This is a genomic window from Providencia vermicola (genome assembly GCF_010748935.1).
Classification (GTDB): domain Bacteria; phylum Pseudomonadota; class Gammaproteobacteria; order Enterobacterales; family Enterobacteriaceae; genus Providencia; species Providencia zhejiangensis.
In genome coordinates this window covers 2,019,943-2,033,109 of the sequence record NZ_CP048796.1, presented here as the reverse complement: position 1 = coordinate 2,033,109, position 13,167 = coordinate 2,019,943, and the positions used below count along the sequence as shown (strand labels likewise).

The window sequence follows — 13,167 nt, the reverse complement described above, 5'->3', positions numbered from 1 at the left end:
GACAACATGGTAAAGTATGGGGCTTAATTTTTCCGCAGTGAGAGTATTACATGTCAGATAACAGCCAAAAAAAAGTCATCGTCGGTATGTCCGGTGGTGTTGACTCATCCGTTTCAGCTTATTTGCTCCAGCAGCAAGGGTATCAGGTTGTTGGTCTGTTCATGAAAAACTGGGAAGAAGATGACGATGAGGAGTATTGCTCCGCAGCGACCGACTTGGCTGATGCGCAGTCCGTTTGTGATAAATTAGGTATTGAACTTCATACCATCAATTTCGCAGCAGAATATTGGGATAATGTTTTTGAACATTTCCTGTCTGAATACAAAGCTGGACGCACACCAAATCCAGATATTCTATGCAACAAAGAAATTAAGTTTAAAGCATTTCTTGAATTTGCAGCAGAAGATCTCGGTGCAGATTATATTGCAACTGGTCATTATGTCCGCCGTCGTGATGTTGATGGTAAAAGCCAATTACTTCGCGGCTTGGATAGTAATAAAGATCAAAGTTATTTTCTTTATACACTCAGCTATGAACAAATCAGTAAAAGTCTGTTCCCTGTTGGCGAATTAGAAAAACCTGAAGTTCGCCGTATCGCTGAAGAAATTGGATTGGTCACCGCAAAGAAAAAAGATTCAACCGGTATTTGTTTTATTGGTGAGCGAAAATTCCGTGATTTCCTTGGTCGTTATTTACCTGCACAGCCAGGTCCTATTGTTACTGTTGAAGGTGAAACCATCGGCGAGCATGAAGGATTGATGTACCACACGCTCGGTCAGCGTAAAGGACTTGGTATTGGTGGAACAAAAGAAGGTTCAGATGAACCTTGGTATGTCGTCGATAAAGATGTTGAAAATAATCAGCTGATTGTTGCGCAAGGCCATGAGCACCCAAGGCTAATGTCTACAGGACTGATCGCACAACAATTAGACTGGGTTGATAGAGAGCCATTAACACAAACACTACGCTGTGTTGTTAAAACGCGCTATCGCCAAGCAGACATCCCTTGTACTGTTACCCCGCTCAATGAAGGTAAAGTTGAAGTCACTTTCGACTATCCAGTGGCGGCGGTTACCCCAGGTCAGTCTGCTGTGTTTTACCTTGATGAGGTATGCTTAGGTGGCGGTATTATTGAATCCCGTATTCAGGAGTAATTGTGGCTAAAAATTATCGCGATATTACACTTGCGCTCGCGGGCATTTGCCAAGCAAGTCACATGGTACAGAAACTTGCTCAAGAAGGTATTTGTAATGACCATGACCTTGAAGTCATGGTCAACAGTTTAACTAACATGAATCCATCTTCAACGATTGATGTTTATGGTAACGACCCTGCGAATCTAAAAGTCGGACTAGGCGCGATGCTCAGCATGTTATCAGGCGGTAATAGCGGTAGTGGTTTATCTGCCGAAATGACCCGCTATATGTTAAGTATCATGGTGCTAGAACGACGTCTCAATAAAGATCAACAGGCCATGAACCAACTTGGACAACGTATTGAACAATTCGAGCGCCAAGCGGATTACTTTGAACCGATGTCTGAAGGTGTGTTTAATGCATTAGCTGGAATTTATGTGGATGTGATCAGTCCACTCGGTCCACGTATACAAGTTACAGGTTCCCCTGAAATTTTAAAAAATTCACTCGTGCAAGCCAAAGTCAGAACGCTCTTGCTGTGTGGTATTCGAAGTGCTGTATTATGGCAGCAAGTTGGGGGAAGCCGTCTGCAATTAATGTTTTCCCGAAGCCGTCTGAGTCATCAGGCGAAAGAAATTTTGTCTCACCTTTAAATCTGGAGTTGCTACCAATGGAATTATCCTCACTGACCGCTGTATCCCCGATTGACGGCCGTTACGGTGATAAAGTCAGCGCACTACGCACTATTTTTAGTGAGTTCGGCTTACTGAAATTTCGCGTTCAGGTTGAAGTTCGCTGGCTACAAAAACTGGCGGCAACCGCCCAAATCAAAGAAGTTCCATCATTTGATGCTGACGCAAACGCTTACCTAGATGAAATAGTCGCGAACTTCTGCGAAAAAGACGCAATGCGTATTAAGGAAATAGAGCGTACCACCAACCATGACGTTAAAGCGGTTGAATACTTTCTAAAAGAGAAAGTGGCACAAGTCCCCGCCTTGCACGCCGTTTCTGAGTTTATCCATTTCGCTTGTACCTCTGAAGATATCAATAACCTTTCGCATGCATTAATGCTAAAAACAGCCAGAGAAGAGGTGTTACTGCCTCAATGGCGTCAAATTATTGATAAAGTGAAAGCAATGGCGCATGAATATCGTCATCTCCCTCTGCTTTCACGTACTCACGGCCAGCCGGCGACACCTTCTACCATTGGTAAAGAGTTTGCCAATGTTGCTTATCGTATGGAGCGTCAATATCGCCAGTTAGAGCAAGTGGAAATTTTAGGTAAGATCAATGGTGCTGTAGGTAACTACAACGCACACATTGCGGCTTATCCTGAAGTTAACTGGCATGAATTTAGTGAGACTTTTGTGACCTCTTTAGGGATCACATGGAACCCATTCACCACACAAATTGAGCCTCATGATTACATCGCTGAACTATTCGATTGCGTCGCCCGTTTTAATACTATCGTATTAGACTTTGATCGTGATATTTGGGGTTACATTGCGCTCAATCACTTCAAGCAAAAGACAATCGCTGGTGAAATCGGTTCTTCAACCATGCCACATAAAGTCAATCCAATTGATTTTGAAAACTCAGAAGGTAATTTAGGTTTGGCGAATGCCGTACTTAACCACCTTGCTGGTAAATTGCCTGTTTCGCGTTGGCAGCGTGACCTAACGGATTCTACGGTGTTGCGTAACCTTGGCGTCGGTCTTGGCTACGCTTTAATTGCCTACCAATCGACTCTTAAAGGCTTGAATAAGCTAGAAGTTAATGAGCAGCATCTGCTCGATGAGTTAGATCAAAACTGGGAAGTTCTGGCTGAGCCAATTCAAACCGTTATGCGCCGTTATGGTATTGAAAAACCATATGAAAAGCTAAAAGAGCTAACACGCGGTAAGCGAGTCACTGCGGAAGGCATGAAACAGTTTATTGATGGATTAGACCTCCCTGAAGAAGAAAAGACGCGCTTGAAAGCAATGACACCTGCCAATTACATCGGTTACGCTGTCACTTTTATTGATGAGTTAAAATAGCGTTTTATTTCAATAAGTCTTAGTGGAATCAAGTAGGCGAAGAATTCTTCGCTTACTTTTCTCTTTTTTTGACATATCTCTGTTTTGTTTGCCTTTGGTTTACTTAATCTCTTGTTGTAAAGCACATATCTTTTTACCATATCCCCTCTAGTGCGACTATTATGGCGATAACTATCGTCAAGTAACCTGTAATTCTTCTTTAATATGAGGTTTTAGATGCGAATTCTTATCGTTGAAGACAATGCTCTTCTTCGTCACCACTTAACTGTACAACTTAAAGAACTGGGTCATCAAGTTGATGCAGCTGAAGACGCTAAAGAAGCTGACTATTTTCTACATGAAAGCCGCCCAGATATTGCAATGGTTGACCTCGGCTTACCCGATGAAGATGGTTTATCCATGATTAAACGCTGGCGTAGCACACAAATCAATATCCCTGTTTTAGTGCTGACAGCGCGTGAAAGCTGGCAAGAGAAAGTACAAGCATTAAACAGTGGTGCAGATGACTATGTCACCAAGCCTTTTCACCTTGAAGAGCTAGTCGCTAGGATGCAAGCATTGATGCGGAGAAACAGTGGACTTGCCTCTCAAATTTTAGAGTTAGATGGCTTTGTCATTGATTTATCAAGAAAAGAATTTATGGTAAATGGTGAGTCCGTTAAATTAACTGCTTTTGAATACACCATTATTGAAACCTTGCTCCGCAATAACGGCAAAGTGGTCAGTAAGGATTCCTTAATGCGTCAGCTGTACCCTGACGCGGAGCTGCGTGAGAGTCACACTATTGATGTATTAATGGGGCGGTTACGGAAGAAAATACAACAATTCCACGCAAAAGATGTGATAGTGACAGTCCGTGGACAAGGCTATCGCTTTGATGTGAATGGCTAATATGCGTTCAAAAAAATTTAAACTTAAACCTTTATCGCTGAGAGCACGTTTTTTATGTGCCACCTCAGCGGTTATCCTCGCGCTTACGCTTTCTTACGGTATCGTTGCGATATTAGGCTATCTGATTAGCTTTGATAAAACCACATACACCTTACTTCGTAGCCAAAGTAATCTTATTTATAGCCTAGTTCAGTGGCAAAATAACAAAATTGATATTCGTGTACCGCCAAATTTCACACTGAATAATCCAACACTTATCATCATTTATAATGAAAATGGACAAGTACTTTGGCGACAACGTGAAGTGCCTAATGTCGAAAATCTTATTCGTCGTGATTGGCTAAAAAAAGAAGGCCTGTACGAAATTGATACCGATATTGGTGAAACACGCCAGCTGTTACAAAATAATCCGGAATTTAACAGCAAGTTAGATGATATGAACCACAACGATGAGCCATTAACGCATTCCGTTTCAGTAAACCAATATGGCGCAACAGAAAATCTCCCTCCCCTTACTATTGTTGTGGTTGATACGTTACCCCAAGACTTACAAAAAACAGGCTTAGTTTGGGAGTGGTTTGGTTATGTGCTGCTGGCTAACTTAATTTTAGTGATTCCACTACTTTGGCTGGCTGCATATTGGAGTTTACGTCCAATAAAATCTTTAGTATCACAAATTAGTAGCCTCGAAAAAGGCGAACGTGAAATGTTGGATGAAAACCCACCAAATGAATTACGTGGCTTAGTTCGCAATTTAAATAACTTGCTGACTAATGAACGCAAACGTTATAGCAAATATCGCACTACCCTTTCTGATTTAACACATAGCTTAAAAACGCCTTTGGCCGTTTTGCAATCGACTTTGCGTTCACTGCGAACAGGGAAGCAAATGACCATTGAGCAAGCAGAGCCTATCATGTTAGAACAGATTGGTCGTATCTCTCAACAGGTTGGTTACTATTTACACCGTGCTTCTACTCAAGGCGATAATAACCTGATGTTACGCGAAATCACCTCAGTCCCCTCTGTGTTAGATAGCCTTGCAAGTGCTTTACATAAAGTCTATCAAAATAAAGGCGTGTCGATTACAGTCGATATTTCTCCTGAAATCACCTGGTTAGGCCAACCAAATGACTTTATGGAAGTCATGGGTAATATTATGGAGAATGCGTGTAAATATTGCCTTGAATTTGTCGAGGTGACAGCAGCTGTTGGGCAAGATAGTTTAGTGATTACTGTTGATGATGATGGGCCTGGCGTGCCAGAAAGCCAGCGTAATATCATTTTCGTCCGTGGACAACGCGTAGATACGTTACGCCCAGGTCAAGGCCTTGGATTATCCATTGCCCTTGAAATTATTGACCAATATGACGGTAATATCACGATCAGTGATAGCCCACTTGGCGGCGCCAGAGTACAAGTGACTTTCCGTCGACAGAGTGTCAATGAAGATAGTTAATCTGTGATCATCGTGTCTGTTTACCATCTGCCGTAGTGGCAAATTCAGGTATACTATCAACAGATATGTTAACCTAGGACAATAAGATGGATTATAAACTGAATCTTGACTGGCAGAGTTTTCTCGATAGTCATTGGCAGAAACGCCCTTTACTCATCAAAAACGGTTTTACACGTTTTATTGATCCTATCTCGCCTGACGAACTCGCGGGACTAGCGATGGAAGATGAAGTTGATAGCCGCCTTGTCAGCCACAATGAGGGCATATGGCAAGTGGCTCATGGTCCTTTTGAAAGCTATGAGCATTTAGGCGAAGAAAACTGGTCTATTTTAGTGCAGGCAGTAGACCATTGGCATCACCCAAGTGCAGCTTTGATGAAGCCTTTTAGAGTCTTGTCTGATTGGCGAATGGATGACCTCATGATCTCCTATTCTGTGCCAGGGGGTGGTGTTGGGCCTCATTTGGACCAATATGATGTCTTCATTATCCAAGGTGAAGGCCGTAGACGTTGGCGTGTTGGTGAAAAAGTGCCGATGAAACAGCATTGCCCGCACCCTGACCTTCTTCAGGTTCAACCATTCGATGCGATTATCGATGAAGAAATGGAGCCGGGTGATATTCTGTATATTCCACCTGGATTTCCCCATGAAGGTTATGCGATTGAACCATCATTAAACTACTCTGTTGGTTTCCGAGCGCCGAATACACGTGAACTCATGAGTAGCTTTGCAGATTATCTGATCTCAAATGACTTAGGAAGTTATCGTTACAGTGACCCAGACTTGTCATTTAGAGATAACCCTGCCGAGATTTTACAAGGCGAGCAGATTAAGTTACGGGAAATGATGGAATCTATGCTGCATGAACCAGACGTTTTCCGTAAATGGCTGGGTGAATTCATTTCTCAGTCACGTCATGAACTGGATCTTGCACCACCGGAACCACCTTATGAGCAAGACGAAATCTATGACCTTCTCAAAACTCAGCAAGAGACCTTATATAAACTCAATGGGTTGAGAGCACTACGAGTTGGCGACCAGTTTTTTGTCAATGGCGAATGCCTAGAAACAACTTGCTATGAAGCTGCTGATAGCCTATGCCGTTACGATTCCGTTAACGTTCAGCAACTCGGTGATGCTATTGATGATGTGAATTTTATTGCGTTAATCACAGCACTAATCAATAGCGGTTATTGGTATTTCGATGATTAATTAAATATTTCTATCATACCGTACCTTATGTTCTCCATAAGGTACGGTAACAATGCTATTTACTGCTCGTTTTTTGCTCTTTGCGCAGTCAATTCAGCGATACGCATAATCACTTCTACCGCTTTCTCCATGCCTTCTAATGTAATAAACTCATGTTTACTATGGAAATTATAGCCACCCGTGAAAATATTCGGGCAAGGCAGTCCTCGATAAGATAATTGAGCACCATCAGTACCGCCACGAATAGGTTGAATAATGGGGTCAATACCACAATCCTTCATAGCTTGATGAGCAATTTCAATAACATGTGGGTGTTTCATCACTTCTTTATGCATGTTGTAATAACTATCATCGATCGTCAGCTCAATATAACAGCTGGGATGTAGACCTTGCCCTACTTTCTCTGCAATACGAATGATATTTTTCTTACGTGCCTCAAAGCCCTGACTATCAAAATCACGAATAAGGTAATTCATTTCTGCTTTTTCAACAGAGCCTTTCACTGAGTTTAGGTGATAAAAACCCTCATAACCTTCCGTATTTTCAGGTGTTTCTTCTTTTGGTAATTCAGCATGGATACGATTTGCTAATGCTAAAGCATTCACCATCACCCCTTTAGCTGTTCCCGGATGAACGTTATTTCCTACGATTTTTATAGCGACATTAGCGGCATTAAAATTTTCATATTCGAGTTCACCGACAGCACCACCATCGACCGTATAAGCCCAACGAGCATCAAAAACTTTTAAATCAATATGTTGTGCCCCTCGGCCAATTTCCTCATCAGGCGTAAAAGCAAGACAAATTTTACCATGTGGAATTTTATTCTCTTTAAGACGAACTAAAGCCGTAATGATCTCTGCAATACCCGCTTTATCATCAGCGCCCAGTAATGTCTTGCCATCGGTCATGATCAGCGTTTTACCAATCATTTCATGTAAGACCGGAAACATTACGGGCGATAACACTTCGTCACCAATCCCTAGAGCAATATCACCACCACGATAATTTTCCAAAACTTGTGGAGCCACATTTTTACCTGAAAAATCAGGTGACGTGTCTAAATGTGAAATAAAGCCGATGGTGGGGACTTCCCAATCAACATTGGCAGATAAGCAAGCCGTTACACACCCATACTCAGAAAGCGCGACGTCTTCAAAGCCCAACATTTTTAATTCATTGACGAGAGCACGAGCAAATTTTAATTGCCCTGTGCTACTAGGTACTGTTTTTGCGTTGAGTTTTGATTGTGTGTCAAAAGCGGTATACTCAAAAAACCGCTCTAAAAGTTTATCCATGCTTTATTCCCCCCTAATATTTATTGCCTTATTATGGGGATGAACGTATCAACAATTCTTGTTTCAAATCACTTTTGCGGTTAATCACAAATCGTTTTAGGCAAAAACATCGTAGAGATGATAATAAAATAGCCTTATTGAATAATTTTTATAAACCTATTTTTCTCGTTATTCTCTATTGGTGACGATAAATAGGTAAATTTGTCATTATTATTTCAATTCAAATTTCATTTTAATCTATTTAAAATAACGAAATAACTAATACCTTATACGTTGAAACAGTTAACGTTTTATATTAATTTACAGACGATTATTTCGGACGTGAATGTGCCCCAATAGCTTCTCCTTTCGACTGTTCATTTAATGTCGATGTTGCAGCCAATATCTCTGTTGATGTCTCTAATAATGGCATGACCAACTCTGCAAATCGATGAGCTTCTTCTAAGTGTGGATAACCCGATAAAATAAATTTGGTGATACCGATAGCTTGGTATTCCTTTATGCGTGAGACAATTTGTTGTGGATCCCCTACCAGTGCCGTTCCTGCCCCAACACGCACTAAACCAATCCCCGCCCATAAATTAGGCGCTATAAATAAATTCTCTCTTGAACCTTTATGCAGGGCCTGCATACGAGCCTGCCCCTTCGAGTCCATCCGTGCAAAGGTCGCTTGTGCCTGTGCAATGGTATCATCATCAAGATGAGCAATCAGTTTGTTGGCTTCATCGATAGCTTCTTGTTCAGTCTCTCGCACAATGACATGTAGGCGAATACCAAACTCCAGACAATGACCTTTATCGGCTGCGTGTTGCTTAACCTGATTAATTTTTTCAGCGACCTCTGCCAATGGTTCACCCCATGTTAAGTATGTATCAACATATTCTGCGGCAATTTCCATTGCTTCAGCCGATGAGCCTCCTAAATATAGCGCGGGTCCTGAAGGTTGTAGCGGCGGATACAGTAGATGGGCATTTTCAACTTGAATATAGTCACCTTGATAATTAACTTGTTGGCCATTCATTAGCGGTTTATAAACTTCAAGGAACTCTTTCGTCATATGATATCTTTCTTGATGATCGAAAAAGAGGCCATCACCTTTATTTTCTATCGGATCCCCGCTTGTCACCACATTTATCAGCACCCTTCCACCAGAAAGCCTATCCAGTGTTGCTGCCATACGAGCCGCAAGACTTGGTGGTTGTAAGCCAGGCCTAACCGCGACTAAAAATCGTAATTTTTGTGTCACTGACACCAGTGCTGCCGCGGTTACCCATGGATCCTCACATGCCTTTCCTGTGGGAACGAGCACACCATGAAAACCAATATTATCTACCGCTATCGCGAGCTGTTGTAAATACGCTAGAGTGACCGCACGTCCCCCTTTTGACGTTCCTAAGTAGCGTCCATCTCCCTGCGTCGGTAAAAACCAAAATAGTTGTTGTTTTTGCGGTATTGCCATTTTTAAATATGCCTTATTCTTGTTACCATTAAAATGTTTTTAGCTATCTTGCTGATTAATGTTTATCAACCCATTAGCTCACATTGAAAATATAATAATTATCGATTAAGAAACGCTTCCCTACATCTACATTATATTGACAAGGAGCTCTATAAAAATAAATTTCATTTTAATTCATCTATTAATAAAAAATATCAGGGTACTATTTCAAGCCCTATTAATTTTTATCTTTTATTAAAATAAAAACTTACTTCATTATAATGACAGCGGTGTTAGTCATATTTTCAATCAAGCCACAATAAAACTTTGTTGGATGAAAAATGCATTGATTTTAAAGAGTCGCCACTCAAAAAGACATTGAACATATTAATCATTCATTCCCATTAATTATTTGACACTTAATAGGTGTTATTTAATTAATTTGAACATTAAATATTTATACTAACAGTAACCACAGCTGTACTATAATTACATACTTGCCATCCACATTAACGGATAATGACTTTATTTATTACCTGTATAGACTCTACATTGACTCACAACAACTTCTAAACAGCTTTAATCAGTTGAAAATAAAGAGAATAATGATGAAAAAAACATTTTTAGTGTATGGTGTTAGTAAAGGATTAGGAAAAGCACTCATAGAGGGTATTCCTACGGCTCAAGATACTATTTATGGGGTTTCTCGTTCAATTCCTCAATTCATTGGCGATAACTTCCATTGGATTCAAACTGATTTAGCAGATAACCATTCAGCGCAAACTGTCAAAACCATTCTTCAAGATACGCCCATTGATTGTCTCATCTTTAACGTCGGTATTTGGGAAAAACATGCTTTTACTGATGAATATCTGTTTGAAAAAACAGAAGACACTGAAATAGTCAATATGATTCAGACCAATATTAGCGCCTGTATCTTGCACCTTAAAGCAATGTTGCCAAACCTACGTCTTGGAAAAAAGAGTAAAATCATTTTAATTGGTTCAACTTGGGGTCTGGATAACCATAATGGTCATGAAGTGACTTTCTCTGCTTCAAAATACGCATTACGCGGTATTGTTCAATCGTTAAGGGAAACACTACGCCAAGATAAAATCGCTATCTCAGTTATAAACCTCGGTTATTTAGCAACTGAATATGATTTATCAACGCCTATCGAAGATGTTATTTCACGAACTGAAGGAGCACTGATCCCATTACAAGACGTATTAAATGCGGTGAAGTTTATCTTAAGTACTAGTGATGCAACCTGTGTAAAAGAAATTACCATGCCGGCTATGTTAGATGAGAACGTCTAATATAAATTGATAAGCATGATGATGTGAGGGGGAGAAGCATCCCTCACATACAGGGGTTTATCATTGACTTTCGCGAGTCGAACTCAATTCACTCATAAGCTGATTGACGTAATCCACCACCACTTGGCTAGCAAGACCATAATGCTTCTCTTCAAATTCACTTTCAACTTGACTCGGCTCTAGATTAAGCTCAACGGTATGTGCCCCATTTAACCTCGCTTCATGCACAAAACCCGCAGCGGGGTAAACATGTCCAGAAGTGCCAATTGCAATAAAAATTGTCGCTTCTTCAAGCGATTGGTAAATTTGGTCCATACCAAAGGGCATCTCACCAAACCAGACGATATGGGGTCTTAGTGGTTGAGGAAATTGGCAACAATGGCAGCGTTCTTCCACGCTGAGATCCCCTTTCCATTCCACAACTTGATTTGACCAACTACAACGTACCTTCAATAATTCACCATGCATATGCACAATACGTTTGCTGCCCGCACGTTCATGTAAATTATCAATATTTTGAGTAACGAGCAGAAAGTTATCGCCTAGCAACGCTTCTAACTGTGCTAATGCAAAATGTGCAAGGTTTGGTTTAATATTTTCTTGTTGCAGCTGACGGCGACGCTCATTATAAAAACGTTGTACTAATTTAGGGTCTCGCGCAAATCCTTCAGGGGTTGCAACATCTTCAACACGATGTTCTTCCCATAATCCATCGGAGGAACGAAACGTTTTAATGCCTGATTCGGCTGAAATTCCGGCTCCTGTTAATACGACTACTTTCACATTTTTCATATTGGTTATTCTATTTTCACTGTAAAAAAAACGTTTGCGATCTCGTTGACGACGTAACATTTTAATTTTTTTAAGTTTCTTTAGCCTATGACGAAAACGCAACATCGATATACTTCCTTCTTCCATGTCTTTATAGCACAGATGCCATACAGTACCTTGAATAACAAGGTTGATGACTCAAACCTAAATCGAATGTAAGTATAACGCAATAGATAACAACAGAAAGTGTGAGGATGAATGTTTAGCGACAATTTTAATTAAGGATTATGAAAACACGCTCTTTTACAAAATAGTGTATTTTCATCGACCATCAAATATCGAAGTCTTGAGTGAGACGAGCTAAAATAGCCCCACTTTACGCACGTCTTAATTATTTCATCACAGATAAAAGGTTAGCATGGAAAAATTATTTGAAAAAACGATGTATGCTTCACGTTGGTTACTCGCACCTGTCTATTTTGGGCTATCACTGACCTTATTAGCGTTAACCATTAAGTTTTTCCAAGAGCTGTGGCACGTTATCCCCAATATATTTTCTATTCCTGAACCTGATTTAATTCTGATCTTATTATCTTTAATTGATATGGCATTAGTCGGCGGTTTGCTCGTGATGGTAATGTTTTCAGGATACGAAAATTTTGTATCTCAACTTAATATCTCTGACAGCAGCGAAAAATTGAACTGGCTAGGTAAAATGGATGCCACCTCGCTAAAAAATAAGGTCGCAGCCTCAATCGTTGCAATCTCTTCGATTCATTTATTAAAAGTGTTTATGGACTCAAAAAATATACCTGATAATAAGTTAATGTGGTATGTCATCATCCATCTAACCTTTGTTCTTTCTGCATTTGTCATGGGTTACCTCGACCAATCGATCATGAAAAAAAGCAAATAGCCCTCTTGATTAAAGGAAGAGTCAATGCTCTTCCTTTAAAACACATTTTACGACATGAAAAATCATTCTTGTTAAGGAATAATAATCTTCAATTTATAGATAAATGAGCATAACAATGAGCAAACATTTTGTTGGGCAATATGAGGCAGAAATTAAGTTCAAATTACCTCACCACCAGCAATTTTTACACGCTATCAAGGCTAATGGCGCCGACCTTTTTACTGCCGACAATACGGAAACTGACTACTTTTTTGATACCCCAGATCAGCAACTAGCGCAACAGGGTATAAGTATGTCGGTACGAGAAATGCACCCTTCAGGAATTAAACTGTGGATAGTGAAAGGGCCTGAAGCCTCTGAATGTAAAGCGATTGATATTGAGGATTGTACTCACGTCAAAAAGATGCTCACCACCTTAGGATACCAGTGTTATTTTACTGCCAGTAAAGTGCGTAGTATCTATTTTCTTGGTGATGCTCACATTACCATTGATTATTTGGTCGATATTGGGTGGTTCGCGGAATTTGCGATTATGACTAACGAATCTCATCTGCTTCCCCAATTAACCCAGCAGATGCTGCGACTCGCTCAGCAATACGGTTTGAATGAAACAATGATTGAACGACGCAGCTATAAAGAGATCCAACTTGCACAGAGCAATATCACTCGCTAAGCATCGCTGGGGCG

Annotated in this window: 12 protein-coding genes; 9 read left to right on the top strand and 3 right to left on the bottom strand. The window is 40.5% G+C overall.

The annotated features are described in order from the left end of the window. The first annotated feature begins 50 nt into the window (after nucleotides 1–50). From mnmA to G3341_RS09050, 6 genes are all read left to right on the top strand, one after another. Nucleotides 51–1,154 carry a tRNA 2-thiouridine(34) synthase MnmA gene (gene mnmA, locus G3341_RS09075; protein ID WP_154624136.1) on the top strand — a complete coding sequence of 368 codons (1,104 nt, stop codon included), beginning with the start codon at nucleotides 51–53 and terminating at the stop codon, nucleotides 1,152–1,154. Nucleotides 1,155–1,156: 2 nt separating this feature from the next. Beyond that, nucleotides 1,157–1,789: a high frequency lysogenization protein HflD gene (gene hflD, locus G3341_RS09070; RefSeq protein WP_163861391.1), complete on the top strand. Its 633-nt coding sequence runs from the start codon at nucleotides 1,157–1,159 to the stop codon at nucleotides 1,787–1,789. A 17-nt stretch (nucleotides 1,790–1,806) separates the two neighbouring features. Further along, nucleotides 1,807–3,177: an adenylosuccinate lyase gene (gene purB / locus G3341_RS09065; RefSeq protein ID WP_163861388.1), complete on the top strand. Its 1,371-nt coding sequence runs from the start codon at nucleotides 1,807–1,809 to the stop codon at nucleotides 3,175–3,177. A 216-nt stretch (nucleotides 3,178–3,393) separates the two neighbouring features. Next, nucleotides 3,394–4,068 carry a two-component system response regulator PhoP gene (gene phoP, locus G3341_RS09060; protein ID WP_154624138.1) on the top strand — a complete coding sequence of 225 codons (675 nt, stop codon included), beginning with the start codon at nucleotides 3,394–3,396 and terminating at the stop codon, nucleotides 4,066–4,068. Nucleotide 4,069: 1 nt separating this feature from the next. Beyond that, nucleotides 4,070–5,527 (top strand): two-component system sensor histidine kinase PhoQ, encoded by a 1,458-nt coding sequence (phoQ, locus tag G3341_RS09055; protein ID WP_196713177.1) that lies wholly within the window; start codon nucleotides 4,070–4,072, stop codon nucleotides 5,525–5,527. 86 nt (nucleotides 5,528–5,613) lie between these two features. Continuing rightward, a complete protein-coding gene (locus G3341_RS09050; RefSeq protein ID WP_163861383.1) occupies nucleotides 5,614–6,738 on the top strand; it encodes a cupin domain-containing protein in 1,125 nt (374 codons plus the stop codon). 59 nt (nucleotides 6,739–6,797) lie between these two features. Here G3341_RS09050 and pepT read toward each other — a convergent pair whose 3' ends face one another. Together pepT and ssuD are read right to left on the bottom strand one after the other, a co-directional pair. Then, on the bottom strand, nucleotides 6,798–8,036 hold the full coding sequence (gene pepT / locus G3341_RS09045) for a peptidase T (RefSeq protein WP_163861380.1): 1,239 nt from the start codon (nucleotides 8,034–8,036) through the stop codon (nucleotides 6,798–6,800). A 310-nt stretch (nucleotides 8,037–8,346) separates the two neighbouring features. Then, nucleotides 8,347–9,495, bottom strand: a complete 1,149-nt coding sequence (ssuD, locus tag G3341_RS09040; protein ID WP_154622253.1) for an FMNH2-dependent alkanesulfonate monooxygenase — start codon at nucleotides 9,493–9,495, stop codon at nucleotides 8,347–8,349. 584 nt (nucleotides 9,496–10,079) lie between these two features. On the opposite strand from ssuD, the gene G3341_RS09035 reads away from it, so the two are divergent. Next, nucleotides 10,080–10,793 carry an SDR family NAD(P)-dependent oxidoreductase gene (locus G3341_RS09035; protein ID WP_230085859.1) on the top strand — a complete coding sequence of 238 codons (714 nt, stop codon included), beginning with the start codon at nucleotides 10,080–10,082 and terminating at the stop codon, nucleotides 10,791–10,793. A gap of 60 nt (nucleotides 10,794–10,853) precedes the next feature. Here G3341_RS09035 and cobB read toward each other — a convergent pair whose 3' ends face one another. Next, nucleotides 10,854–11,687: a Sir2 family NAD+-dependent deacetylase gene (gene cobB, locus G3341_RS09030; protein ID WP_163863572.1), complete on the bottom strand. Its 834-nt coding sequence runs from the start codon at nucleotides 11,685–11,687 to the stop codon at nucleotides 10,854–10,856. 295 nt (nucleotides 11,688–11,982) lie between these two features. Between cobB and G3341_RS09025 the strand changes: the two genes are divergently transcribed. Both G3341_RS09025 and G3341_RS09020 read left to right on the top strand, forming a co-directional pair. Next, nucleotides 11,983–12,480 (top strand): TIGR00645 family protein, encoded by a 498-nt coding sequence (locus G3341_RS09025; RefSeq protein WP_154623836.1) that lies wholly within the window; start codon nucleotides 11,983–11,985, stop codon nucleotides 12,478–12,480. Nucleotides 12,481–12,595: 115 nt separating this feature from the next. Then, a complete protein-coding gene (locus G3341_RS09020; RefSeq protein WP_163861377.1) occupies nucleotides 12,596–13,153 on the top strand; it encodes a class IV adenylate cyclase in 558 nt (185 codons plus the stop codon). Nucleotides 13,154–13,167 lie beyond the last annotated feature (14 nt).

Bases quoted from the DNA above. Each gene is read 5' to 3' on its own strand.
- mnmA (WP_154624136.1), top strand. From the start codon at position 51: ATGTCAGATAACAGCCAAAAAAAAGTCATCGTCGGTATGTCCGGTGGT.
- purB (WP_163861388.1), top strand. From the start codon at position 1,807: ATGGAATTATCCTCACTGACCGCTGTATCCCCGATTGACGGCCGTTAC.
- phoP (WP_154624138.1), top strand. From the start codon at position 3,394: ATGCGAATTCTTATCGTTGAAGACAATGCTCTTCTTCGTCACCACTTA.
- phoQ (WP_196713177.1), top strand. From the start codon at position 4,070: ATGCGTTCAAAAAAATTTAAACTTAAACCTTTATCGCTGAGAGCACGT.
- G3341_RS09050 (WP_163861383.1), top strand. From the start codon at position 5,614: ATGGATTATAAACTGAATCTTGACTGGCAGAGTTTTCTCGATAGTCAT.
- pepT (WP_163861380.1), bottom strand. From the start codon at position 8,036: ATGGATAAACTTTTAGAGCGGTTTTTTGAGTATACCGCTTTTGACACA.
- ssuD (WP_154622253.1), bottom strand. From the start codon at position 9,495: ATGGCAATACCGCAAAAACAACAACTATTTTGGTTTTTACCGACGCAG.
- G3341_RS09035 (WP_230085859.1), top strand. From the start codon at position 10,080: ATGATGAAAAAAACATTTTTAGTGTATGGTGTTAGTAAAGGATTAGGA.
- G3341_RS09025 (WP_154623836.1), top strand. From the start codon at position 11,983: ATGGAAAAATTATTTGAAAAAACGATGTATGCTTCACGTTGGTTACTC.
- G3341_RS09020 (WP_163861377.1), top strand. From the start codon at position 12,596: ATGAGCAAACATTTTGTTGGGCAATATGAGGCAGAAATTAAGTTCAAA.